At 37.1% G+C, this 24,681-nt stretch carries 24 protein-coding genes; 13 read left to right on the top strand and 11 right to left on the bottom strand.

What is annotated here, in order from left to right:
* Positions 1-256: 256 nt before the first annotated feature.
* The 4 genes from lrgB to CNQ82_RS11600 all read right to left on the bottom strand — a co-directional run bounded on the left by lrgB (position 257) and on the right by CNQ82_RS11600 (position 4,217).
* Entirely contained in the window at positions 257-958 is a 702-nt protein-coding gene (lrgB, locus tag CNQ82_RS11615; RefSeq protein ID WP_123145391.1) for an antiholin-like protein LrgB, read from the bottom strand.
* Positions 955-1,416, bottom strand: a complete 462-nt coding sequence (gene lrgA / locus CNQ82_RS11610) for an antiholin-like murein hydrolase modulator LrgA (RefSeq protein WP_123145390.1) — start codon at positions 1,414-1,416, stop codon at positions 955-957. Before lrgA ends, lrgB begins: the two co-directional genes overlap by 4 nt.
* A gap of 237 nt (positions 1,417-1,653) precedes the next feature.
* Entirely contained in the window at positions 1,654-2,454 is an 801-nt protein-coding gene (locus CNQ82_RS11605) for a response regulator transcription factor LytR (RefSeq protein ID WP_123145389.1), read from the bottom strand.
* Positions 2,451-4,217, bottom strand: coding sequence for a sensor histidine kinase (locus CNQ82_RS11600; RefSeq protein ID WP_123145388.1), 1,767 nt, complete (start codon positions 4,215-4,217; stop codon positions 2,451-2,453). Before CNQ82_RS11600 ends, CNQ82_RS11605 begins: the two co-directional genes overlap by 4 nt.
* Before the next feature lie 244 nt (positions 4,218-4,461).
* Between CNQ82_RS11600 and CNQ82_RS11595 the strand changes: the two genes are divergently transcribed.
* Together CNQ82_RS11595 and CNQ82_RS13185 are read left to right on the top strand one after the other, a co-directional pair.
* Positions 4,462-5,856: an MFS transporter gene (locus tag CNQ82_RS11595; RefSeq protein WP_123145387.1), complete on the top strand. Its 1,395-nt coding sequence runs from the start codon at positions 4,462-4,464 to the stop codon at positions 5,854-5,856.
* Positions 5,857-6,034: 178 nt separating this feature from the next.
* On the top strand, positions 6,035-6,205 hold the full coding sequence (locus CNQ82_RS13185) for a hypothetical protein (RefSeq protein ID WP_164711969.1): 171 nt from the start codon (positions 6,035-6,037) through the stop codon (positions 6,203-6,205).
* A 44-nt stretch (positions 6,206-6,249) separates the two neighbouring features.
* On the opposite strand, the gene CNQ82_RS13180 is transcribed toward CNQ82_RS13185, so the two are convergent.
* Complete coding sequence (locus tag CNQ82_RS13180) at positions 6,250-6,504, bottom strand: hypothetical protein (RefSeq protein WP_164711968.1); 255 nt, start codon at positions 6,502-6,504, stop codon at positions 6,250-6,252.
* Positions 6,486-7,799: a serine hydrolase domain-containing protein gene (locus tag CNQ82_RS11590; protein WP_123145386.1), complete on the bottom strand. Its 1,314-nt coding sequence runs from the start codon at positions 7,797-7,799 to the stop codon at positions 6,486-6,488. The genes CNQ82_RS13180 and CNQ82_RS11590 overlap by 19 nt, the downstream gene beginning before the upstream one ends.
* 304 nt (positions 7,800-8,103) lie before the next feature.
* Here CNQ82_RS11590 and CNQ82_RS11585 point away from each other — a divergent pair, with 304 nt between their 5' ends.
* Positions 8,104-9,924: an APC family permease gene (locus tag CNQ82_RS11585; RefSeq protein ID WP_123145680.1), complete on the top strand. Its 1,821-nt coding sequence runs from the start codon at positions 8,104-8,106 to the stop codon at positions 9,922-9,924.
* Between the two features lie 171 nt (positions 9,925-10,095).
* Positions 10,096-10,998, top strand: coding sequence for a 5'-nucleotidase, lipoprotein e(P4) family (locus tag CNQ82_RS11580; protein ID WP_123145385.1), 903 nt, complete (start codon positions 10,096-10,098; stop codon positions 10,996-10,998).
* A gap of 325 nt (positions 10,999-11,323) precedes the next feature.
* On the opposite strand, the gene CNQ82_RS11575 is transcribed toward CNQ82_RS11580, so the two are convergent.
* The 3 genes from CNQ82_RS11575 to CNQ82_RS11565 form a co-directional block, all read right to left on the bottom strand.
* The gene (locus CNQ82_RS11575) at positions 11,324-12,721 is read right to left on the bottom strand and encodes an amino acid permease (protein ID WP_123145384.1); all 1,398 of its coding nucleotides are present in this window, start codon (positions 12,719-12,721) and stop codon (positions 11,324-11,326) included.
* Positions 12,722-13,032: 311 nt separating this feature from the next.
* The gene (locus CNQ82_RS11570) at positions 13,033-13,644 is read right to left on the bottom strand and encodes a C39 family peptidase (RefSeq protein WP_123145383.1); all 612 of its coding nucleotides are present in this window, start codon (positions 13,642-13,644) and stop codon (positions 13,033-13,035) included.
* A gap of 199 nt (positions 13,645-13,843) precedes the next feature.
* Positions 13,844-15,040, bottom strand: coding sequence for a putative multidrug effflux MFS transporter TcaB (locus CNQ82_RS11565; protein WP_123145382.1), 1,197 nt, complete (start codon positions 15,038-15,040; stop codon positions 13,844-13,846).
* A gap of 370 nt (positions 15,041-15,410) precedes the next feature.
* Between CNQ82_RS11565 and CNQ82_RS11560 the strand changes: the two genes are divergently transcribed.
* Both CNQ82_RS11560 and CNQ82_RS11555 read left to right on the top strand, forming a co-directional pair.
* Positions 15,411-15,794 carry a GtrA family protein gene (locus CNQ82_RS11560; protein ID WP_123145381.1) on the top strand — a complete coding sequence of 128 codons (384 nt, stop codon included), beginning with the start codon at positions 15,411-15,413 and terminating at the stop codon, positions 15,792-15,794.
* Positions 15,795-15,968: 174 nt separating this feature from the next.
* Entirely contained in the window at positions 15,969-16,859 is an 891-nt protein-coding gene (locus CNQ82_RS11555; protein WP_123145380.1) for a cation diffusion facilitator family transporter, read from the top strand.
* Between the two features lie 92 nt (positions 16,860-16,951).
* Here CNQ82_RS11555 and CNQ82_RS11550 read toward each other — a convergent pair whose 3' ends face one another.
* On the bottom strand, positions 16,952-17,320 hold the full coding sequence (locus CNQ82_RS11550; protein WP_095103654.1) for an aggregation-promoting factor C-terminal-like domain-containing protein: 369 nt from the start codon (positions 17,318-17,320) through the stop codon (positions 16,952-16,954).
* A 284-nt stretch (positions 17,321-17,604) separates the two neighbouring features.
* On the opposite strand from CNQ82_RS11550, the gene CNQ82_RS11545 reads away from it, so the two are divergent.
* Positions 17,605-18,291, top strand: coding sequence for a 2,3-diphosphoglycerate-dependent phosphoglycerate mutase (locus CNQ82_RS11545; protein ID WP_123145379.1), 687 nt, complete (start codon positions 17,605-17,607; stop codon positions 18,289-18,291).
* A gap of 269 nt (positions 18,292-18,560) precedes the next feature.
* Here the strand turns inward: CNQ82_RS11545 and CNQ82_RS11540 are convergent, their stop codons facing one another.
* Positions 18,561-18,671 carry a putative metal homeostasis protein gene (locus tag CNQ82_RS11540; protein ID WP_123145378.1) on the bottom strand — a complete coding sequence of 37 codons (111 nt, stop codon included), beginning with the start codon at positions 18,669-18,671 and terminating at the stop codon, positions 18,561-18,563.
* A 241-nt stretch (positions 18,672-18,912) separates the two neighbouring features.
* Here CNQ82_RS11540 and CNQ82_RS11535 point away from each other — a divergent pair, with 241 nt between their 5' ends.
* The 6 genes from CNQ82_RS11535 to CNQ82_RS11510 all read left to right on the top strand — a co-directional run bounded on the left by CNQ82_RS11535 (position 18,913) and on the right by CNQ82_RS11510 (position 24,667).
* Positions 18,913-19,698 (top strand): amino acid ABC transporter substrate-binding protein, encoded by a 786-nt coding sequence (locus CNQ82_RS11535; RefSeq protein ID WP_123145377.1) that lies wholly within the window; start codon positions 18,913-18,915, stop codon positions 19,696-19,698.
* Positions 19,682-20,416 (top strand): amino acid ABC transporter permease, encoded by a 735-nt coding sequence (locus tag CNQ82_RS11530; RefSeq protein WP_123145376.1) that lies wholly within the window; start codon positions 19,682-19,684, stop codon positions 20,414-20,416. The genes CNQ82_RS11535 and CNQ82_RS11530 overlap by 17 nt, the downstream gene beginning before the upstream one ends.
* Entirely contained in the window at positions 20,413-21,150 is a 738-nt protein-coding gene (locus CNQ82_RS11525) for an amino acid ABC transporter ATP-binding protein (protein WP_123145375.1), read from the top strand. Before CNQ82_RS11530 ends, CNQ82_RS11525 begins: the two co-directional genes overlap by 4 nt.
* Before the next feature lie 210 nt (positions 21,151-21,360).
* Positions 21,361-21,960 carry a DsbA family protein gene (locus tag CNQ82_RS11520; protein WP_123145374.1) on the top strand — a complete coding sequence of 200 codons (600 nt, stop codon included), beginning with the start codon at positions 21,361-21,363 and terminating at the stop codon, positions 21,958-21,960.
* Between the two features lie 263 nt (positions 21,961-22,223).
* Positions 22,224-23,342, top strand: a complete 1,119-nt coding sequence (locus tag CNQ82_RS11515) for an NAD(P)/FAD-dependent oxidoreductase (protein WP_123145373.1) — start codon at positions 22,224-22,226, stop codon at positions 23,340-23,342.
* Entirely contained in the window at positions 23,336-24,667 is a 1,332-nt protein-coding gene (locus CNQ82_RS11510) for a nucleoside recognition domain-containing protein (protein WP_123145372.1), read from the top strand. Before CNQ82_RS11515 ends, CNQ82_RS11510 begins: the two co-directional genes overlap by 7 nt.
* Positions 24,668-24,681: the final 14 nt, after the last annotated feature.

Here is a 24,681-nt window from a genome sequence, read left to right as displayed (position 1 = left end):
TAGTAATTTATAAACGAAACGTATCGTTTACTATTAGTGTAATACCACATCATCAGAATGTAAACAGCTTTAACTTAAATAATAAGATAAATTAAAAAATATTTAAAATAAAACGCTTTCATTAAAAGAGTGATAAATTAAAGCGTTTTCTTACCCTTTCTGCATGCAAAAAAGCTGAGACAAAATAAAGTCTCAGCTCACTGTCAGAACGACGAAATAATTTGAACCTATGTTATTTCTGTTCTACTCCTTAAAATTATAGTAATGCGCCAGCAAGGAATGGCACTATGGCTACTACGATTACCCCTACAAGTACGACTGCAATGCTGGCCATGGAAGCTTCAGTTTCACCGAGTTCAGTTGCCGCTGATACACCGAGTGTGTGACCGCTTGTGCCTAGTGCGAGTCCTCGTGCAATCGGATTGTCGATATGGAAGAATTTCAATAGCTTATTACCTAATGCGTAAATGATAACTGCATTCAAGATAACTGCGAGTGAAGTGAGTTCTTTGACACCGCCGATGCCATCAGATACTGGCAATGCAATCGCTGTAGTAGCAGCTTGTGGTAACATGGATGCGATAACATTACCGCCGAACATAAAGAGTTTAGATACGGCAAAGATACCGAAGAGTGCCACGACAGTTCCTAAAGCAATACCACCGAAGATTTTTGCCCAATATTTTTTTAAGACTTCACGTTTTTTATACAACGGAATGGCGAAACAGATCGTTGCAGGTTCTAAGAAGAAGTTGATGATATCGCCACCAACTTTATAGTTTGCGTAGCTGATTCCTGTTACTTTCAAGAAGACAATACCGAAGACCATACTGACGAATAAAGGCGCCAGCAGGAAGAAGCCATTTGTTTTCTTGAAGAAATAAGTGGCAATTAAGAATGGAATCACAGATAACAAGATACCGAAATAAGGTGTATTAATGCCTAAATGTTCAATCATACATGTTCCTCCGCTACTTTGTTGTGATGTTTAGTTGTACCTTTAGTAGATTTATGCGCAAATGGCAACCCTTTGACCAATATTTGCGAAACAAAACCAGTACATAATAATAGTAAAATTGTAGAAATAATGATTAATAAAATAATTAAAATTGGACTTTTACTTAAAATGCCGAGTGAATTAATAACTGAAATTCCTGCAGGCACGAATAAGAAACTGATATTATTCGTTAATGCACTGCCGACGCCCTCAACTTCGCCGAGTTTGATAATTCCAGTGGATAATGCAATAAACATCAGTACTAACCCGATAACTGATGCCGGCATCGGAATAGGAATGAAACTTTCAATTATTTTAGAAATTAATAGTATAATTCCGATAACTAACACTTGATGCAAGAATGAATAGGTTTTTGACGCTTTGCCCACATTTTTTGCGCTTGTTTTGACCTTTTCCATAGCATTTCTGCCTCCGTTCGTTTCTTTATCTTGATTAAATTGTACGACCAAAATAAGTTTTTGTGTGCGTTTTCAAGGTGAAATGCGAGAATCAGTATGCGAGTTGCATCATTCACAAGATGAGTTTCATACAGTATAGATGAAAGGAAATATCGAGAGAATAAGCTGCACAAATTAGAGGGTGAAATATCAAAATACCCCCTTCGCTGTTTTACAGCTAAAAGGGAGTTAGGAGGCTTATATTAAACCGATTGCAGCTTTGAAAGCTTTCATATAAGAACGGCTGACTTGCACTTTCAGTCCGCCAGTTAAAGTAACTTGATAGGTATAATTGAACCAATGTTCTATCGTTTCAATGTGTGCTTGATTGATAATCGTAGAACGATGGATACGCAAAAATTGTGTTGGATTCAAACGTTTAGCAAAGGTATTTAAAGGTTCTGTTGTTTCATAATCTCGACTCAAGGTGTGCAAGGTCGTTTTCCCATTATTGACGGAGAGGGCGATAATGTCTCTTTGATTCAAGACATAAATACGTTCGTCTACTTCAATCGGCAGAACTGAAGGCTGCTTGATAGGAACGTCGGAAGTTCGGTCGGATTGGTGCCTCACGGGTTCGCCGACTTTTTCTGAGGTAGTCTGCTCTTCAGCGTTTTCTTTTCCAGGAAGTGAAGCGGCATTTAATTTGGCTGCAACGCGTTCGACTGCTTGGTCAATGCGATTTTGTTCGAAGGGTTTCAGGATGTAATCTGTGGCATCGAGTTCGAAGGCTTTGACCGCAAAGTTGTCGTGGGCTGTCGCAAAGATGATGTAAGGCGCTTGCTTCATTTTTTGAATTTTTTCGGCTAAGTCTAAGCCGCTTTCGTTCATTAGATTGATGTCTAGAAATATAACATCGTAGGTTTCGTATAGTAATTTTTCGAGTGTTTCGGCGATGGTTTCTGCCTCGTCTATCGTTTCAAAATGACCATTTTGAGTGAGCAAGTAATTTAATTCATTACGCGCTAAGGGTTCGTCGTCAACGATGAGTGTGTTCAATTTCTCTCTACCTCCTTGTTGTCGGATCGGAATGGAATATGGCAGCTGACAGTAGTGCCGTGTGTATCTGAATCGATATGCAGCAGTGCATTAGTATCGAAGAGTCCAGAGAGCCGCAGATTCAAGTTTTCTAGCGCGCTGCCTGTGCCTCCGGTATCGGAATGTACGATGGCCTTGCCGATATAAGGCAGTTTATCCTCAGGGATGCCGATACCGTTATCTTGGACTTCTAAATAAAGTTGTCCGTCTTCGCCGCGTACAGTGACTTGGACGATGTTATGAGTACGTCGGTTCTTGAAAGCGTGTCTGATTGCATTCTCTACTAGCACTTGAATGATGAATGGTGGCAGCAAAGCGTTGCGGCAAGCCGGATCAATATCGAAGGAAACGTTGAAACGATCTGGGAACCGCGCTTGTTCTAGAGATAGATAGGCTTCTACTTGCTGCAATTCTTTATCTAAGGTAATCGTGTTGTTGCGTGCTCCTTGTAAATTAGAGCGGAAGAATTGGCTGAGTTGTAAGAGCAGTTTGCGTGCTTTCTCACTGTCTATACGCACCATGGCTGAAATCGTGTTGATTGCGTTGAAGAAGAAATGCGGATTGACTTGAGCTTGTAAAGATTTGATTTCTGCATCTTTCAATAATTTACTTTGTGCTTCAGCTTGTCCCAATTCTAACTGACTGGAAAAAATATTCGCAAGTCCTGTAGCGAGTTGCTTTTCGACAAAGGTGAGGCGATGAGCGTCCGTAAAATATAATTTGAGCGTGCCTACCACTTTGTCTCGAATATGCAATGGAATAACGATGGCAGCTTCTAATGGACAATTCGGATGGTGACAGCCGATTTCATGTTTGGAATGTGCTTCTTTTAATTGCCCGGTTAAAATGACTTCTTTAGAAAGCTCAGTAATGATTTCTTTTTGCGGAACGTGATGATCACTGCCAGCACCGACATGCGCCAAAATATCATGGCGGTTGGTAATCGCGACTGCGGAAACGCGCATCAAATCTTTAATAATATGTGCTGCTTTATTGGCAGAAGCTTCATTTAATCCTTCTCGAAAATAAGGCAACGTTTCATTAGCAATTTGAAGGACGTCATGTGTTTGAACGCCACGAGTCTGTTCTTCTTGCTTCAAAGTTGAAATGATAATCGACAAGAAAATAGCTGTTCCGATACTATTGATTAAAATCATCGGCAAAGCAATAAAACTGACGAGCGACCATGCATGGCCGCCATGTTCTGCAAATATTAAGATACAAAGCATCTGTATAATTTCTAAAGAAGCGCCGACGAGTGCTCCAAGTAAAATAGGTGGATAGCGTCGAGCTCTTAAATAATACCGTCCGACGTAACCGGAAACCAAAGCAATAAGTATGGAAGAAATGAAATAAGTAAAGGCATTGGCACCACCGATGTAAAAACGATAAATACCAGAAATAAGTCCTACTACTAAGGCGACTGCCGGGCCGCCGACAAGTCCAGAAACACCGATTGTTAACACACGTGTATTCGCTAGTGAAGTATCAGGCGCTAAATGTGTATACAGCTGGCCTGAGAGGATGTGAGAATCACGAAGGACCACACCGGTTACATTAGAAAGCAGTGCGAAAATAACAAACATCAGTGTCAGTTGCCACTTTGCTCGCCAAGTTTCCCGGTGCTGCATTAAATTTTTGAAGTATTTGAAATTCATAAGAATATAAGCAAGAACGATAATCAAACCGACACGTTCTAAGAGTAAAATAAATAAATTGAGCAAAGGAACCACCTTATTTATGAGAATTTTATGACAATTTATATATAAATGAAAAATGTTTATACTAAATATGTAATATGTTACGAATAAATAGATTAGCTATTAGGTATTTATAGAAATTCGCTTGAAATTGGTGTAAGATACTTCATATATTGAAAATGATAGGTTTAGTTTATATTGCAAATTAATGATAAGCTAAATCGCTATTTTTTTCAGTTTTTTTGCAGGGGTATAGGAGGAATTTAATATGACAACAACCAGATCATACAGAGGAGACAACAAATTGTTGTTAGGCATTATTCTTGGTGTTATTACATTCTGGCTGTTTGCGCAATCGGTTTTGAATGTAGTGCCGACATTGCAAGAATCCTTTCGTACAAATGCAGGAATTATTAATACTGCGGTAAGTTTGACTGCATTATTCTCCGGTTTATTTGTTGTGGGTGCCGGAAGTATTGCAGATAAAGTAGGACGCGTAAAAATCACGTATATCGGTTTAATTCTCAGTGTTGTGGGATCATTGTTAATTATTATAACTAATATACCGGCATTTTTAATTATCGGTCGTATTATTCAAGGTTTTTCTGCAGCATGTATTATGCCTGCCACACTGGCCATTGTAAATGAATATTACATTGGCAAGGATAGACAGCGTGCCCTTAGTTATTGGTCTATCGGTTCATGGGGCGGATCAGGTATCTGTTCTTATTTCGGTGGATTAATGTCAACGTTCGTAGGGTGGCGTTGGATATTCATTATTTCAATCATTGTTGCATTGCTTGCAATGTGGTTGATGCGTAAAACTCCAGAAACAAAAGCTGATGCGGGCAGTGACGTACAACGCGGTAAACTAGACGTTGTAGGTTTAATCGTGTTAGCAATCATGATGTTAAGCTTAAATGTAATTATCACACAATCATCAAACTACGGTTTTCTTTCACCAATTATTTTAAGTTTAATTGTCGTGTTCATTGTTTCAATTATCTTCTTTGCTTTCTATGAACAACGACTTAAAAATCCTTTGATTGATTTTAGACTATTTAAACATAAAGCTTATTCTGGAGCTGTATTATCCAATTTCGCATTAAATGCGGTAGCCGGAACATTAATTGTCGCTAATACTTATTTCCAACAAGGATTAGGATTTACATCAAACCAATCCGGTATGATGAGTATTACTTACTTAGTGACCGTGTTGATAATGATTCGTATTGGTGAAAAAGTAATGCAAAAACTGGGTGCAAAACGTCCGATGATGTTTGGCGCTTTATTAAATGCAGTTGGGATGCTGTTGATTGCACTTACTTTCTTGCCGACACCGATTTATGTAGTCAGCAGTGTGCTCGGATATTTACTATTCGGACTCGGCCTAGGAATGTATGCGACACCATCTACTGATACAGCAGTTTCTTCTGCGCCCGACAATAAAGTCGGAGCTGCTTCAGGTATCTATAAGATGGCTTCTTCATTAGGGAATGCTTTTGGTATCGCCATTTCTGGTACGATTTATGCAGTTGTGTCACACCACTTCAACTTAGCGGCTGGCGCGATGGCAGGAATCGGGTTCAATATACTATTAGGTATCTTTGCATTCTTAGCAGTATGGGTACTTGTTCCGAAATCTACTGGAGAAACTTATTAAAAAGAAAGACTAAATATTGCCGCCACGCATTTGTATGGTAAATATGATTCTTGAAAGACGGAAGCATAATCGGTGTTGCAGTTAATGAGGGAATTGCAGCATCGGGGGATGGTTCCGTTTTTTTGTTAGGTAAAAGTAAGAAAAGGGTAATGCAGAAAGAATAAGAGGAGAGGATGCTATGGATACGTTGTCGTTTATCTTAGCGTTGATTGTTTTAGCAGCTTTAATTATGGGTGTGCGAGATATTGTGCAAAATAAAATCTCTCATAAAACGCATAAGACATTATATAGCGCTATTATTATCATGATTATTCTAGTTTTCGTATTATTCATGGATTTATTAGATTAAAAAGAACAGAATCTGCGACAACCTAAAGTCGCAGATTCTGTTTTTTAGTAGTGGCTATCACTGTCTTTCTTCTTTTTCCACAAGAGCAGCAGACTTAAGTAAACCGTCAGCAATACGATAGTACAGAAACTGAGCAAGATGACTAGGATAAACGGTGGAGAAAAAGCAATTAAGGCGATATCCCAGTTGAGTGCATGAATGATGCGGCTTGGTGTCTGTTCTAAAGCGATACCGACTGACACGAGTATCAGGATGCTGATTAAGATGATGGCGCTGTTAGCTATGAGTGATAGCGCCAAGTACGGCGATGCTGTCTGAAATGATAAACCAGTAAACCGATTCCGATTAAGCAGCCGGTACTGATTAAACTTAAGAGCCATAGTACAATGCCGATGAGTGTAGCATGTTGTGCGACGTAATGGTTGATCATCTGATGCTCGTTAAAATAGGCAAGTTGATGATCTAACGTTTTCGCTAAATTTGGTATGCCTGATGAATTAAGATTAGATAGGATTACGACGGCGTTTTGATCTTTGGTATTTAAGAGTATAAAGGATGCATAATTAGGCAAGGTTCCTGGATGTAATACTTGGTTTGATTCTGGATTAAGGAACCATCCTGAGCCATAGCCGACTGCATTTTTATCGTAAGGTGTATCAGCGAGTTTCTGGTGTGATTGCGCTATTATCGACCGACTTGATGCTCCAGGTTTCAGCTGATATTTAACCCAAGGAATCAGGTCAGTGGTACTGCTGATCATGTATGCAGCGGGCGTGTCGCCTTTGAAATAAGCAGGGCGGTCCGCTTGGATGTTGCCATGCTCTTCAACATAACCTTTTGATAAAGAACGTTTTTGTACGGCGGTAGGTTTCTCGGTCTTAAAGTAAGTCTGCTGCATGTGAAGCGGCGTCAAGATGTGTTGATGGATGTATGCTTCATAAGATTGATGCGAAACTTGTTCAACCACGTAACCTAACACATTATAATTCATATTGGCGTAATTGAATTGTTGGCCAGGTGCTTCTTTTAGAGTGGCATGATTGATACTTTTGACGCGGTCTTTTAAATTGTCCTTACTTTTCGGAAGGGTTTCTTCATCATCACTAGACATACTATCACTGATACCGCTCGTTTGTGCGAGTAATTGTTCTATAGTGACATCTGTTTGTCGACCTTTATAATACAGATGCAGCCAGGGTACATATTTTCTGACAGGTGCTTTCAAGTCGACTTTATGTTCTTTAGAAAGTTGTAGTATGGCCAGTCCAGTAAATGCTTTAGTATCTGAAGCAATTTCATATTGTGTGTTCTTGGTAGCATGCTGGTGCTTGCTGAGATTTTGATACCCGTATCCTTGATTTAAAATGACTTTGCCATGTTGTATCATTAAGACGCTCATTCCTGGTATATCCTGCTGTTTCATCAATTCGTGAATTTGATGATTGGCAGAATGATTCAAAGTTTGGCGGCTGGATTGTCTGGAAGCAGCGTACGTCGATTGAAGTATAAGTATTAAAGCAATTCCTAAAAAGAGTAAGCTGCTCAGCACAAATAATAAAATGATATAAAAAGGTGGATGACTACGATTTTTCATTGGTTTACCTGCTTTAAGAGTAATAAGATATGCAATAGTATATCATTATTTTTTCTTGATGAGGATGTTTCAAGATTGAAGAAAGAAAATTGAATAAGGCGTTTACGATTTTGTTAACAAGATTACGAAAGTGTAAAAGTTCTATATTTATTTAAGTTTGTGTACTATACATTTTAGGTTTATAGGCGTATATTTTTCTCATTCACGAGTGAATGCATTTTGCATGAACTTTAAAAAATGGGTAACTATAACAATATATACGTAATTAACTATATAGAAATAGATATAGGAGTAATGGATTATGATATTTAATCAATTAAAACATCTGTTGATTGGTAAACCAAAAAGAAATAGAGAACTTTCTCATGAAAAAATCACTAAAGTCAAAGCGTTGGCTATTTTATCATCTGATGCTTTATCTTCAGTGGCTTATGGGCCAGAACAGATATTAATTACTTTAACTGTAGTCAGTGCAGCAGCTACATGGTTCACTTTGCCAATTACAGCTGGCATACTGATTTTACTTTTAGCTTTGATTTTATCTTATAGACAAATTATTTATGCCTACCCAGAAGGCGGTGGCGCCTATGTGGTAACTAAACATAATTTAGGGGAAAAATTATCTTTGTTAGCGGGCGGCTCGTTGCTCGTAGATTATACCTTAACAGTAGCAGTAAGTATTTCATCAGGGGCTGATGCATTTATAGCAGCCTTTCCCAATCTGCATGCACATAAAGTGTTGATTGCTTGTTTATTGGTAGTCATCATTTTAAATTTGCGCGGTTTGACTGATTCGGCGAAGGTCTTATCGTACCCTGTATATTTGTTTATCTTTGGTATGATTGTATTGATTCTATATGGCACTTTTAAAGTCGCTACTGGCCAAGCGCAACCCAATATACATGCAACAGTAGGTACAGCGGTTCCAGGAGTTACTTTGTTCTTGTTATTGCGTGCTTTTTCTTCAGGTGCGTCTTCTTTAACAGGGATCGAAGCAATTTCCAATGCTGTAACCAATTTCCATAACCCTGCACCGAAAAATGCGGTAAAAACTTTAGTCGCAATGGGCAGTATTTTAGCCTTTCTATTGATAGGGATTGTGGGGCTTTCATATTGGTATGGCATTGTACCGCATATGGAAACTACTGTTTTATCACAACTAGCGACTCATGTATTTGGAGAAAACGTAGCGTTTTACTTTATCCAAGCGACTACGGTTTTAATACTAGTATTAGCTGCAAATACTGGATTTACAGCATTTCCGTTATTAGCAGCGAATATGGCGCAAGATAAATACATGCCTCATATGTTTACTGTACGCGGTGACCGTTTAGGCTTTTCTAATTCAATGATTATCTTAGGCAGTGTGGCTATCATGCTCATCATTGCTTTTAAAGGCGCTACTGAAAATCTAATTCCGCTATATGCTACAGGAGTATTTATTCCCTTTACATTGGCGCAGTACGGCATGGTTATTAAATGGATCAGAGAACGTCCGAAAGGCTGGTTATTAAAATTATCTGCTAACGCTGTTGGTGGTACGATTACTTTTGTCGTGTTCATGATTTTCTTGATTACTAAATTCTCGCATGTATGGCCGATTTTAATTTTCTTACCTTTTGTCGTATTTGTTTTGTTGAAAATACGTTCGCATTATCGCGACATCGCTGAAGAATTACGTACAGACGCAGTATTCAAAGAGTTGGCACATATTGATAAAAATTTAGCTTTGATACCTGTCAGCAGTATATCTGCAATTGTAGACAAATCGATTGAATATGCGGAATTGACTGCTGATCGTACGATTGCGGTACATGTGTCCTTTGATAGAACCAAAGATAAAGCCTTTCAAGAAAAATGGAAAAAACATTATCCTGGCATCCGTTTAGTGATTGTACATTCTGAATACCGCAGTATTGTACGACCATTAGCACGTTTCATCGATAGAATACGTAGTAAAGCGGAGAACGACCATTTTGTTATCACAGTGATTGTCCCTCAATTTATTACGAAAAAAGGTTGGCAGAACTTATTGCATAACCAAACAGGAATTGCCTTGAGATGGACCTTGTTCTATCAAAAAAATTGTATTTTAGCTATGATTCCAATGAAATTGAAAAAATAAAGATAAGATTGCTGGAGCGGCAGAGAAACTGAGAGAAGGTTTTTTCCTGCCGTTCTTTTTGTTTTGTGAAAAAGACAGTGAAATTATATTATCTGTACAGTATAATGATTTGCATAAGAATAATTAGAAAAGTAGTAATTATTCTTAAATACATAATTAGGCGGAGATAATATGAACAAAATTGCAAAGTATTCAGCAATCGTAGGATTGGCAAGTTCACTTTTAGTAGCGGGTCCGACAAGCGCGCAAGCTGCAGGTGGTGCTCCAACTTCGACAGTGGTGAAAGCACAACCTTCGACACAGCAAGAAGCTAACTTAGGAGAACAAAATACCATGAGTGTATCTTGGTATCAAAATTCAGCCGAGGCTAAAGCGTTGTATTTACAAGGTTATAATACTGCCAAGGATAACTTAGATAAAGAATTGAAACATTATCATGGCAAAGGAAAAGGCAAGAAGCAACCTGCTATTGTCTTAGATATTGATGAAACAGTGTTAGATAATTCACCTTATCAAGCTTATGCTTCTCTCAATAACACTACTTTTCCGGATGGTTGGCATGAGTGGGTAATGGCTGCTAAGGCTAAACCAGTTTACGGCGCTAAAGCTTTCTTAAATTATGCGAATAAAAAAGGGGTAGCCATTTATTATGTGTCTGACCGTGATAAAGAGACAGAATTAGAAGCAACGGCTAAGAATTTGAAAGCTCAAGGTTTGCCGCAAAATGATAAGTCCCATATTTTACTTAAAGGCAAGAATGATAAAAGTAAACAAAGTCGTCGCGATGCTGTGAAAAAGAATCATAACTTATTAATGTTGTTCGGCGATAATTTGCTGGATTTTGATGATCCTAAGGCTAAAACAGCACAAGCCCGTACAGATTTAATCAATAAGAAAAAAGAAGAGTTCGGACGCAAATATATTATTTTCCCAAATCCAATGTACGGTAGTTGGGAATCGACGTTATATCACAATGATTATAGTAAATCTGCTACCGAAAAAGACCAATTGCGTAAAGCATCATTAACAACTTTTAATCCGCAAACAGGAGAAGTAAAGCAAGTACAACAATAAAGTTCGTGGAGCCTTAGTAATCAGGGCGTACGGAGCGTATAGGCAGCGAGACGATAAGATTGTGATGGAATCTGTATAAGCAGTAATGTGCAGCCTATACAGATAGGACGATAACTGTATAAGCAAGTTGTGCTCGCCTATACACATAGGACGAAATCTGTATAAGCAGAGTATGTGAGCCTATACAGTTTATTAACCCTACTATAAAACAATCGCCAAAACTGCACTACTCATTCAAAACTCCCCTTCCAAAATTACTAATGAGATAATAATTATCTATATACAACAAAGGAGCTAGACAAATTAATGTCTAGCTCCTAACTTATTAATCGGCTTTAGGTTTGTTGCTATCTCTGAATTTTTGTACGTTAGCACGTGCATTATTTTTATATTTCTGATACATAATAATCATAAAGATGAACCAAATTGGAGAAACAAATAAAGCTTTTCTCGTTTCATCAGTAAATAGTAATAATACATATGCAAAAATGAAGAAGGCTAAAACTACAAATCCAGCATACGGTCCGCCGGGTAATTTAAATTTATTCGCTTTATGTTCTTCTTTATTTTTAAAAGCATAGACGATGTAAGAAATAATAATCAACGTCCATACGAATAAGTATAATACAGTCGATAGTGTTGTTACGTAAATAAAGAGTTGGACAGCATTTGGGAACACATAGTTTAATAATGCTGCGAAAAGCAATAGTATTGATGAAATTAACATAGAAATATGCGGGACACCATGACTATTGACTTTCCCTAAAACTTTCGGTCCGAGACCTTGTTCAGCTAAACCGAATAAAACACGGCTGTTTGAATAAATACCGCTATTCGTTGCTGAAGCGGCAGCTGTAATTACCACAAAGTTGACTAAGCTGGCTGCAAACGGAATACCGATCAAGCCGAATACTTTTACAAAGGGGCTTGAATTTTCACTGAGTGTATTCCAAGGTACTACAGATGTGATAATAATTAATGACCCGACGTAAAAAAGTAAAATACGTACTGGAACATTATTAATAGCTTTCGGTATCGTTTTATCACGGTCTTTCGTTTCGCCGGCTGTGACGCCGATTAATTCAATACCGATAAATGAATAAATTGCCATTTGGAAGGCCATTAAGAATCCGAATGCTCCGTGAGGGAACAGACCTCCATGTGATACTAAATTGCTGAAGCTTGCTGTTCCGTGATCTGTTTTGAAAGAGAAGAAGATTAAGATTAAACCTACAACGATTAAAGCGAGAATCGTAATAATTTTAATCAAAGCGAACCAGAATTCTAACTCCCCAAATAGTTTAGCACCTAATAAGTTGAAGGCGATTAAGACTAGTACGACAAAAAGGACCGAAATCCAGTTGGGTACTTGTGGCAGCCAGTAAGCGATATATTGTCCAATAGCTGTCAAGTCGGACATACTTGATACAATCCAACATAACCAATATGTCCATCCGATAACGAAACCGCCGAACGGTCCTAAATACTCATTTGCAATATCTACAAATGAGTTGAATCTCGTATTGCTGAGTAACAGTTCCCCCAGTCCACGCATAAATGCAAATAAGAACATACCAATGATTAAGTATGCGATAAATATACTTGGACCTGTCAGTTTAATAGTTTGGCCAGAACCTAAGAAGAGGCCTGTACCGATTGCTCCACCAATGGCAATCAATTGAATATGCCTATTGGAAAGCTCCTTTTGTAATTTTTGCCCCAAATTATGACACCCTTTCAGATTTATATATAGCAAAGGGGTTTTATGTTGACGTCGAATGATGTTACTAATGATATATAAAAGTTTTTGATATTGCAATTAATAATGAAAAAATATAAGCAAGTTTAATAAAGTGCATAAAATATAGTTAGCCGAAATTGAATAAAAGTAAACACACAAGCGAGCGTTAATTTTACACTTTTTTGAAAAGTTCAGATTTACAACAAGAAACCTTACTATTGAAACATTCGCTGAAAAACAAGAAGAGGCGGGACGACGAAATCATTTTAATTTCTGTCCCGCGCTCTTAACGATTATGCTTTATGATAAATTGCAAGACGTCCTACAGAATCATAACTTTCTTTCATTTTTTCTTTAGGTATTTTAATCGTTTGTAATTTTGAAGGAATAAGGGCAGGCACTATTAATTTATTACCCAATTGCGACCATAAGGGGTCAATATAGTAATAATGTGTGTCATCATAACCTACCAACAACGTGATATGGATGTTAGAAACCCATTCTTCTCGCCCTGAGTCTACTTTGAACGTACGTTTATGAGGTTGTTGACCTAACACAGTATGATATATCAAGGCAGGTTGTCCATTGTCGATTAAAGTTTCTAATTCTTCTAGAGTGGTGCCTGTACCATCTATAATTTTAGTATCGTATAGTTGCAAGTAAGGAGCGAAAGCTTGCGGGAATATTGTTTGGTGAGCACCTGGCTTAATCATTAAGAAATGTCCGACGTATCCTTTATTCGGATTGCTCGAGTGTTTAGGCCAACGTTTCATTAATGAATAGGGATGAACATAAATATGGTTATAATTCAGCAACATCGAAGCTGCTGTACCTTCACATCCCATCACCATCGGAATTGGTGCTAATTGACTTTTAGGTTTCACATTCAATAATTTTTTACTCATATTCCATACTCCATCTCTTAGCGTAGTAGGTTAATTATAATTCCTGACACTTCTAGAACATAATGATTTGTTTACAAGAAAAGGGAGCAGAGCATAAATAACATGGGTTGAAATTATTTCGTCGCTTTGCCAATTCATAAAAAACAGGAGTTGGGACCATATTATGTTCCAACTCCTCCTATCTAAGTGACTCTCAGAATTATGCTTTTTTAATTAAGCGGCTTAACCAAATATTCAATACAATTACTAAAATACTTGTAATAACGATAATAACAATAAATGGCCCTACATTTGTGCCGCCTTTAATACCTACTAGAGGTGCAATAATACCACCTAAAATGAATTGGAAAAGACCTAGTAAACTTGAAGCATTACCGCTTCCTCCAGATCTTTCTTCAATCGCCAACGCAAATCCGACTGGTCCGATACCTGTTACAGGACAAACCATAATGAAGAAAGCAATTACTAATAACCATAATGGAAGGTGGAACCATGTAGTGATAATTACTAAGAATACACCTGTTAATTGAATAGCTGTTAAGATGTGCAATAATTTTTCACGCGAAATATATTTAACAGCAAATGCTGTTACCTGACTCATTAAAATTAAACCCACACCGTTTACCGCATACATCCAGCCGAATGCTTGAGGGGTCATATGGTAAATTTTTTGCGTAATGAATGGAGAGGCTGCTGCATAACTGAATAACATGACATATGTTAATCCTTGCATTAACATTGGTACCACGAATTTCGGTTTGCTTAATAAATGACCGAAGTCTTTGATGATTTCACCGAAATTCAAACGTGCAACTGCATCTGAACGCGTTTCTTTCATCAAGATCATCGCGGCTACAAATATTACCAGGGAAATAATAGTTAAAGCTGCAAAAATCATTTTCCATGATGCAAAAGCTAACGTGTAGCCTCCTACAAGCGGTGCTACGATGGTAATAATTCCGTTTACCACTAATAATGCTGCTAATGCTTGTGTTAAAGCGGTACCGTCAAATTGATCTCCTACTGTAGCACGTGCAATTACAATTGCCCCGCCGCCGAGCAGACCTTGAATAAAACGTAATCCTAAAAATAGGTTGATTGAACTGATAAAGGCACATCCAACTGAGACGAGTGCCATTAATATCAAAATAGTCATTACTGTTCGTTTACGCCCATAAATATCTGATAGGGGACCGAAAATAAATTGACCTAACGCCATACCAATCATAACGAAGGACAGCGTGAGTTGAGATGTTGAAGTGGATACCCCGAAATCATCTTGTACTTGCGGTAAAGCTGGATTGTACATATCGACCAACATTGGACCGAAAGCTGTCATCGCACCTAAAACGATGATCATGATTAAAGGCAATCTCGATTGTTCATTTTTAATCATCTGTAAATTTCTCCTCTTTAATTAATTACTCTCCATTATAACGATATACTTTTAACTTTGTAACGACCTTTTTGCATTTTATTGTTTAAAAATTGAATATACAGAAAAATGTGATTATAAAAAACTGAATGAGCTAGAGATGACAAAGTATCAAAAAGACGTAATTTAAAATTTTAAAACGAAAGATTTGTAAAGTTTGTAAATATTAAATGAACTGTTATCACTTCGCTATCCAAATTTTAATAAGCTTTGTTATAATTTTGTATGTTATTATCATTGTGCTGTTAAAAAGAATAAAAAACTCAGTCATTTATCCAGATAAATATCTCACTGAGTAATATATGAAAATAAAGAATGATGGAGCTAGAAAATGAGACTCACTAAAACACATTATGAAATTATTAAGTTTATTATTGTCGGCGGCATTAATACTTTAGATTATTACCTTGTTTATTTGTTGTTATTAAAAGGAATCGGATTGAATTATATGCTCAGCCATATTACAGGATTTATAGTCAGCTTTGTGATTTCGTATTATTTAAATTGTTATTTTGTCTATAAAGTGAAACCGACTTGGGGAAAATTTATTCAATTTCCACTCACTCAAGTCGTTAATATGGGAATGCAGACGCTATTATTATATATCTTTGTTCAATGGTTACATATTTCGTCTGTTATCGCACCGTTCGCCGGCTTGATATTAACTATACCGATTACCTTTATTTTATCTAAATATATATTACGTGATCGCTAATACAAATCTAAAGATACCGTTGGAGAAATTAAGCACTCCAATGGTATTTTTTTAGGCTGCGCTAACTTAAAAATTAGCATAATAAATTAAAAAATAATTAAAAATAAAAAAATTGAATCTCTCAAAAATATGACGCATAATTAAATATAAGAAGTTGAGAAGGTGGGAATCAGAATGTCAGCAAGCGATAATTTACAGAAAGCGCAACGTGGTGCCTATTTAAGTTTAGTTGTGTATATCATTTTATCAGCAGCTAAGTTTATTGTAGGATATACCTTCCATTCAGCAGCTGTACGTGCAGATGCCTTGAATAATATGACAGATATTTTAGTTTCAGTCGCGGTTATTGTCGGGTTGAAGATTTCCATTAAACCTGCAGATAAAAACCATCCTTATGGTCATTTGAAATCTGAAAATATCGCAACATTGCTTGTCTCTTTCATCATTATGTTTGTAGGGGTACAAGTGGTCATGCAAAACTTTCCGCGTATATTTAGAAACGATTATCATACTCCCAATCCGATTACGATTGTCGTCAGTGTGGTCAGCGGCATTATTATGTTAGCTGTTTTTTATTACAATTTCAGATTAGCTAAGCGTACAAATAGTCGCTCTTTACATTCATCAGCATTGGATAACCTATCAGATAGTGTTGTCAGTTTAGGTACAGGCGTCGGTTTGATTTTTACACAATTCGGATTTCCGATTGTCGATATCATTTTAGCCACTGTTCTAGGATTATTAATTGTTTACACAGGTTTCTCTATTTTTAGAGAATCTATTTTTACGTTAAGTGATGGTTTTAATGAACGAGACTTAGAAATGTATCGTCAAGAAGTGTTGGAAGTACCTGATGTGATTGATGTTAAGACCATTAAAGGCCGTTATCACGGAAGCAGTGTATTCGTGGATGTTACGATTGTAGTAAAGCCTGATATCACCTTAGATGAAGCGCACGAAATTTGTGATAGAGTTGAAACTTACATGCATGAGAGAGGGGTCTCTTCTGTTTATGTGCATCCAGAACCTTATCATCCAGAAAGAAATCAAGAGTTAGAAAAATAATTGGCGGCTTCTGAAATAAAAATTAAAACCGCTTGAGACGAAATTTGTCTCAAGCGGTTTTGTGTCGTTAAGAGATATTATTTGAGATGGGATTACCACCAGCCGTTTGCTTCACGGAATTGAATAGCTTGGTCGATTGAACCGTAGCGATCTTCAGCATATTGAATCATGCCTTTAGTTTGTTCTTCAACAGAACCTGTTCCCCAAGCTTCTTTCGTTTGACCTAGACCTTGATAACCTAATTCATTTACAGCATTCGGATTGCCGCCTGATTCAGGCATCACAATATTTTCCCACATTGCTTCAGTACCGCCTGCAGCGATAAAACGGTCATGTACAGATTGTGTACTTGATTGTTCAGCTGCGTGCGCTGTGTTTGTGTTCGTATCTGCTTGGATTCCTGCACTTGCTGCTGTAGCGATTGAAAAAGCAGCAAATGATGACAACAATAATTTTTTCATAATAAAAAATATCCTCCTGAATTGAATTTATCTCTATGTCGTTCGTAATTCACAAAAACTACTATAACATCTAAAACTGTAGCTTAGGTTACACCATTTTCACAAACTACTTACGAAAAATTTAAAATGTAACATCCATATGACAAAAATTTCAAAACGGGAAGTTTTTGTCTTTTTTTAATCTCTTTGCAAAAAAATAAGGCAGTTGTGTGAAAAGTTATACTATTGTATACAAAAGTGCTATATTTTTAGTGAAAGATTTTTTATAGAAAGGGATGTTGAGTATGCCAACATTAATATTATGCCGACACGGACAAAGTGTCTGGAATGCAGAAAACTTATTTACCGGATGGACTGATGTAGATTTATCAGAACAAGGTGTGGAAGAAGCAACAACTTCAGGAGATCGTTTGAAGCAAGAAGGTATTGAAATTGATGTTGCTTTCACTTCAGTTTTGCAACGTGCAATTAAAACAACTTACTATTTATTAGAAAGATCGGATCAACTCTTTGTTCCAGTTACTAAAACTTGGCGTTTGAATGAACGTCATTATGGTGGTTTGCAAGGATTGAATAAAGATGCTGCACGTGAAGAATTCGGCGAGGATCAAGTACACATTTGGAGACGTTCTTATGATATTGCCCCTCCAGAAGCAACTGCAGAACAACGTGAATTAGACTTAGCAGATCGTAAATATCAAGGGTTAGACCATCGTGTCATACCGACATCAGAAAGTTTGAAAGATACATTGGGCCGTGTAATCCCTTATTGGAATGACGCAATTGCACCAGAATTATTACAAGATAAAACTGTATTGGTATCTGCACATGGTAATTCATTACGTGCGCTGATCAAACATATTGAAGGTGTTTCTGATGAAGATATCGTAGGTTATGAAATTAAAACAGGCTCACCATTAATCTATGAATTAGATGATAACTTAGGATTTGTCTCTAAACATTATTTATAAGTGAATATATAAAAATAAAGGATTCCGAGTTGTATGATTCGGAATCCTTTTTTTGCAAATGACCAGGATAGAGTTTTAAAAATTTACGTTATAAATAATACTTTAGGGAATATTTTTAAATATGAAATACTAAACAATCCGCATGCAGAGAGTAACTCTTAACTAGGGAATAATCTGGGAAAAGATTATTTTTACAGTTTGAGTGAAACGGATCAGAGATTAATGTTTAAGTGTTTAAAGGATCATTTGCAAAATAGAAATCTATATGATTATGCTTTTTGGTTACGTTTATGCGTCTTAATAATTTTCAAGGCACGTTTACGTGTCTTGATATTAGGACTATGCAAATTACGACGCGCTGTTGCTAAATCTTGTTTCATTGTATTCGCCTCCTAATTGAACTGACTCTAGTATGCCTTATTTTTGCGGTAATGTAAATAGTAATGATTACGATTTAAGAATAAGTTAAGATTTAAGTTATCGACAAGTTGGAATCACGCGTGCATATAATAAGGAAATTTTGGGAATAACCTAAATGATTTAAATATTGACGGATAGGGGCATAAAGCTTAAAATTAATGTTATTCCGATGAGAATGATAAGGATAAAGGAGAAAAGGTTATGAAGAGAATATTATTAACTGTTTTAACAATCGTGTTAACTGTAGCTTTAGCTGCATGCGGCAACGGTTCAAGTGATAACAAATCATCTAAATCTAAAGATGATAAAACTTTAGTGGTAGGGACAGAAGGGACTTATGCGCCTTTTACATACCATGATAAAAAAGGAAACTTAACAGGTTACGATATCGATGTAACTAAAGCAGTAGCGAAAGAAATGGGTTATAAAGTTAAATTCAAAGAAACACAATGGGATTCTATGTTTGCAGGCTTGGATTCAGGTCGTTTCGATATGATTGCCAACCAAGTCGGTATTAATAAAGATAGAGAAGCAAAATATAAATTCTCTAAACCTTACACTTATTCAAGCGGTGTATTAGTAGTGAATAAAGATAATAAAAATATCAAGTCATTCGATGACGTTAAAGGTAAGAAAATGGCACAAACATTTACTTCTAACTATGGTGAACTTGCAAAATCTAAAGGCGCTGAGTTAGTTAAAGTAGATGGCTTCAACCAAGCGATGGATTTATTACAATCTCACCGTGTGGAAGGTACTTTCAATGACAGCTTGTCTTACTTAGATTACAAAAAGCAAAAACCTGATGCTAAAATCAAAGAAATCAAAGGTAATGCTGAAAAAAGTAAAACTGCTTTCACTTTCAATAAAAAAGAAGACGATGCAACAATCAAAAAAGTTAACAAAGCTTTAGATAAATTAGAAAAAGATGGCGAGTTAGCTAAAATCGGTAAGAAATGGTTTGGTCAAGATGTTTCTAAATCTTAATGCAATCGCATTGAATGAACAGCAGTTGCATGCCCTTGATGCAGCACGACAAGCTTTCTTGCCTATGTTGAGCGGTTTGATTAAGTATTCCATTCCAATTACGTTAGCGACATTTGTATTAGGACTAATTATTGCATTATTTACAGCTTTGATGCGTATCAGTACAAGTAAAATTTTACGTGGTATTGCCAGAGTTTATGTATCGATTATCCGTGGGACACCGATGATTGTACAATTATTCATTATTTTCTATGGTTTGCCGGAACTAGGCAGATTATTGACGAACAATCCTGATACACAATGGACCTTACCATCAGTAGTAGCGGCAATTATCGGGTTATCTCTGAATGTCGGTGCCTATGCTTCAGAAATTATCCGTGGTGGCATTCTGTCAATTCCGAAAGGACAAACTGAAGCGGCCTATTCAATCGGTATGAATTATCGTCAAACGATTCAACGTATTATTTTGCCGCAAGCAATCAGAGTCTCTGTACCTGCGCTCGGCAATACCTTCCTCAGCTTGCTGAAAGATACTTCCTTGCTCGGATTTATCTTAGTAGCTGAGATGTTCAGAAAGGCACAAGAAGTAGCCTCAACAACGTACGAATATTTAACGATTTATATACTTGTGGCGTTATTATACTGGGTTGTTTGCTTTATCATTTCAGTGATTCAATCCTTCTATGAATCTTACTTAGAAAGAGGTTATCGTTCATGATTGAATTGAAAAATATTAAAAAATCTTTCGGTGATAAAGAAGTCATTAAAGGTGTTAACTTGAATGTTGACGAAGGTGAAGTGGTTACTTTAATCGGACGTTCCGGTTCAGGTAAAACAACTTTACTGCGTATGATGAATGCCTTAGAAATACCCACAGAAGGACAAGTCTTTGTAAACGGTGAAACTTATACAGAGAATGATAAGAAATCACAAATTCGTGTACGCAAACAATCTGGAATGGTATTCCAAAATTACAATCTTTTTCCTCATAAGACTGCCATTGAGAATGTCATGGAAGGTCTTATCGTAGTGAAAAAGATGAATAAGCAGGAAGCAAGACAACGCGCTGAAGCCTTACTTGAAAAAGTCGGGTTAACACAAGTGAAAGATCAACACCCGAATGCATTATCCGGCGGGCAGCAGCAACGTGTTGCCATCGCCAGAGCTTTGGCTATGAATCCTAAAGTAATGTTGTTTGATGAACCGACTTCAGCACTTGATCCAGAATTGGTAAATGAAGTTTTACGTGTTATCAAAGAACTTGCGCAAGAAGGGATGACAATGGTCATTGTTACCCATGAAATGCGCTTTGCTAAAGAAGTTTCAGACAAAACTGTTTTCATTCATGAAGGCGTGATTGGTGAAGAAGGGAAACCTTCTGAAATCTTTAATCACCCGCAAACGAAAGATTTGCAACGCTTTTTAAATGTGATTCAAGAACAAGAAATTTAAACATGCAACTCTCGGTTTGCTTTTAAGCAGATCGGGAGTTTTATTTTTTTCATTAAATTCAGCATAGCGCTCTGCCAGAATACAGTGTATGATATGATTTGAGAGAATTGAATGAATTGAAAGCACACTATGAATAGAAATAGTTGTGAATGAATCAGGGAAATATCGATTCAAGCGGATAGAAATAATAAGAATCGAGGCGTTTATTGAATGAAGAAATTAGTATTATTTATCAGTATCGCTATTCTAGCGGCTGTATTACAAGGTTGTTCACAAAAAGATACAGATTTAACAAGTAAAAATGGCAAAGTAAAAGTTGTAGAATTTGCAGATTACAAATGTCCTTACTGTAAAAAGGTAGAAGACAATGTCATGCCTAAATTACAAAAAGATTATATTGATAAAAATAAAGTAGATTATCAATTAGTCAATGTCGCTTTCTTAGGTAAGGATTCTATTATCGGTTCTCGTGCAGGCCACGCAGTCAAAAATATAGCACCTCATCAATATTTGGCTTTCCAAAAGAAAATTTTTGCAGCACAGCCGAATACAGAAGACCATAAGAAACCTTGGATTAACGAAAAGTTATTAGACAAAATTATTGATGAATTAAATATCTCTGATCAACAAAAAGCAGATATTAAAAAGGATTATAAAACGAAAGACAGTCAATCTTGGAAAGATGCTGAAAAAGATAAAAAATTTGCGAAGAGAAAAAATATTGATACGGTCCCTGTAGTATTTGTGGATGGTACCAAATTAGATGATCCATATCATTTTAAAGAATATAAAGATTTACTCGAAAAATAAAATAAGCTTAAATTCTAAAACAACCAACAGGCTGAGCTGGGACGACGAAATAATTTTAACCTATTATTATTTCAGTCCTAAGCTCAGTTTTTTTCATGAGTATTAGGGAATTCGTATGATCCAACTCGGAGAAAACGTGCTTGTATTACGGATAGTGAAGTGCTAAAATACAAGGATATAAAACGTAACGATTACGATTTATTACCCGCATTCAAATGTGTATTACACAGTTATTGATAGATAAGGAAAGGGAGTATTTTAATATGCAACACTACCGCGTCGCAATTATCGGAGCAGGAGCAGCCGGAATCGGAATGGCAATCGCGTTTCAACAGTTAGGATTAGATAAAGAAGATATGACAATTTTAGATAAAGGGAAAGTAGGTCAGTCATTCTTAAATTGGCCAAAATCCACTCGTACCATTACCCCTTCATTTACGACAAATGGTTTCGGTATGCCAGACATCAATGCCGTTTCCACAGAAACTTCCCCTGCATTTACTTTCAATGAAGAACATGTTTCAGGAGAAACTTATGCAGAATATTTGCAGACAGTCGCAGAATATTATGAATTACCAATTCAAGAAGAAACACCTGTATCTAGTATTGAATTTGTTGATGGACATTACGAAATTCAAACAGAACAAGGCTTAATTACTAGCGAATATATTTTCGTAGCTACCGGAGATTTCTCATTTGCCCGCAAACCATTTAAATATGGACAGCATTACAGTGAAGTTGAAGATTTCACGCAAATGCCAGGTGATGAATACGTTATTATCGGCGGAAATGAAAGTGCCTTTGATGCTGCCGTTTGTTTGGCTGAAAAAGGGAAACAAGTTTCTATCTATACGCATACTACAGGATTAGATCAAGAAAATGCAGATCCAAGTATCCGACTTTCTCCATATACACATCAACGCCTGCAACGTGCTGTTGAGAAGGGTGCAGCTATAGAGTTGAATGTAGGCTATACTGCTTCAACTATCGACTTCTCCGATATGGATAACAAGTACGTGGTTAAATTCAATAATGGCAAACAAGTGGCCACACGCAACGAACCGATTTTAGCGACAGGATTCGATGCTACCACGAATCCGCTTGTCCGCCAACTCTTTAGTACTGCAGATGGCGAAATTGAACTTACTGAACTGGATGAATCTACACGCTACCCTAATGTTTTTCTTATCGGTCCGACTGTACGTCATGCAGACGCGATTTTATGTTATATTTACAAATTCCGTGCGCGTTTCGCAGTACTTGCAGAACAAGTAATGGACCGTGAAGCTTTAGAAGTTGATCAAACAGCACTAGAAACTTACAAAGCTAACAACATGTACTTAGATGATTACAGTTGCTGTGAAGTGGATTGCTCATGCTAGAAGTTAAATTCAACTTGGCTACTGGAGAAGCTACATCCATCCCAGATGCACCACATCAACTGAAACTGACACATTACCATCGTTTGACTACTGGCCAGCAATTTCTGCTGCGCCAGTTTATTCTGAAAAAACACATTCATGCTTCACCTTATAAAGCGGTAGAATCTGACGCGCAAACTACGCAAGCAGACTTTAAGAAACTTAAAGATTATATAGAAGAAAGTCGTCAACATCACCCTAAAATACAAGACACTCTGCTCGGCTGGCTCATTATCTTTTTAATGTTTGCACTGCCGATATATTTGGCCTATCACTTCTCTGATTGGCTGCAAAATACTTACGTGACACAATGGATTGATCAAATGACGAAGCAAGCTAATACACCGTATCAATGGGTTAACCATATTCTGTATGGAGATTACGGCGTCTTATCACTCGGCATTTATTCACTAGTGTGGGCCTTGCCGGTAGTAGTCATGATCGGTATTTCTACTGCCGTAATCGACCAAACCCATCTTAAACAGTACGTCGTATGGTCTATAGAACCCACGATGCGCAAAATAGGTCTAGACGGTCAAGATATCATTCCTGTCTTAGAAGGATTCGGTTGCAACGCAGCAGCCATTACACAAGCTAATAGTCAATGCAGTAGTTGTACCAAAGAAAATTGTATGAGCATTATCAGCTTCGGCTCCTCATGCAGTTATCAAATCGGTGCTACACTGTCATTGTTCAGCGCAGCCCATCACTCATGGTTATTTGTACCTTACTTATTGCTCGTCTTTTTAGGAGGCATCTTGCATAACAAATTATGGTACAGAAAACCGACAACGTTCCATGTCGCACCGCCGATTTATCGTTCCAAACTACAATGGCCAGATATGAAACCGCTGCTCATCCAAATTTGGAGCACCATCCAAAAGTTCTTATTGCAAGCTTTACCAATATTCATTGCGATCTGTATTGTTGTGAGTATTCTATCGTTGACACCAATACTCACTATCATCTCAGGAATTTTCACGCCATTACTTGCACTCTTGCATATTCCAGATTCCATGGCACCAGGCATTCTTTTTTCAATGATTCGCAAAGACGGCATGTTGCTCTTTAACTTCGATCACGGTACCGTTTTACAAGCGCTGTCACCAGCAAGTTTACTTATCTTAGTCTTCTTCAGTTCGACATTTTCATCCTGCATGGTAACAGTTTCCATGATGGTAAAACACTTGGGTGTAAAAAAGGGCGCAGGTATTGTAGGGCGCCAAATGACAACTGCTATTATTTGTACTTTATTCCTAGCACTGATTGCCGGCATTTTGATTTAATACCATAAAAGAGA

The sequence above is a fragment of the Staphylococcus debuckii genome, from assembly GCF_003718735.1.
GTDB classification, from domain to species: domain Bacteria; phylum Bacillota; class Bacilli; order Staphylococcales; family Staphylococcaceae; genus Staphylococcus; species Staphylococcus debuckii.
Note: the sequence above shows the minus strand (reverse complement) of the source record. Positions and strands in the feature narration are given on the sequence as shown.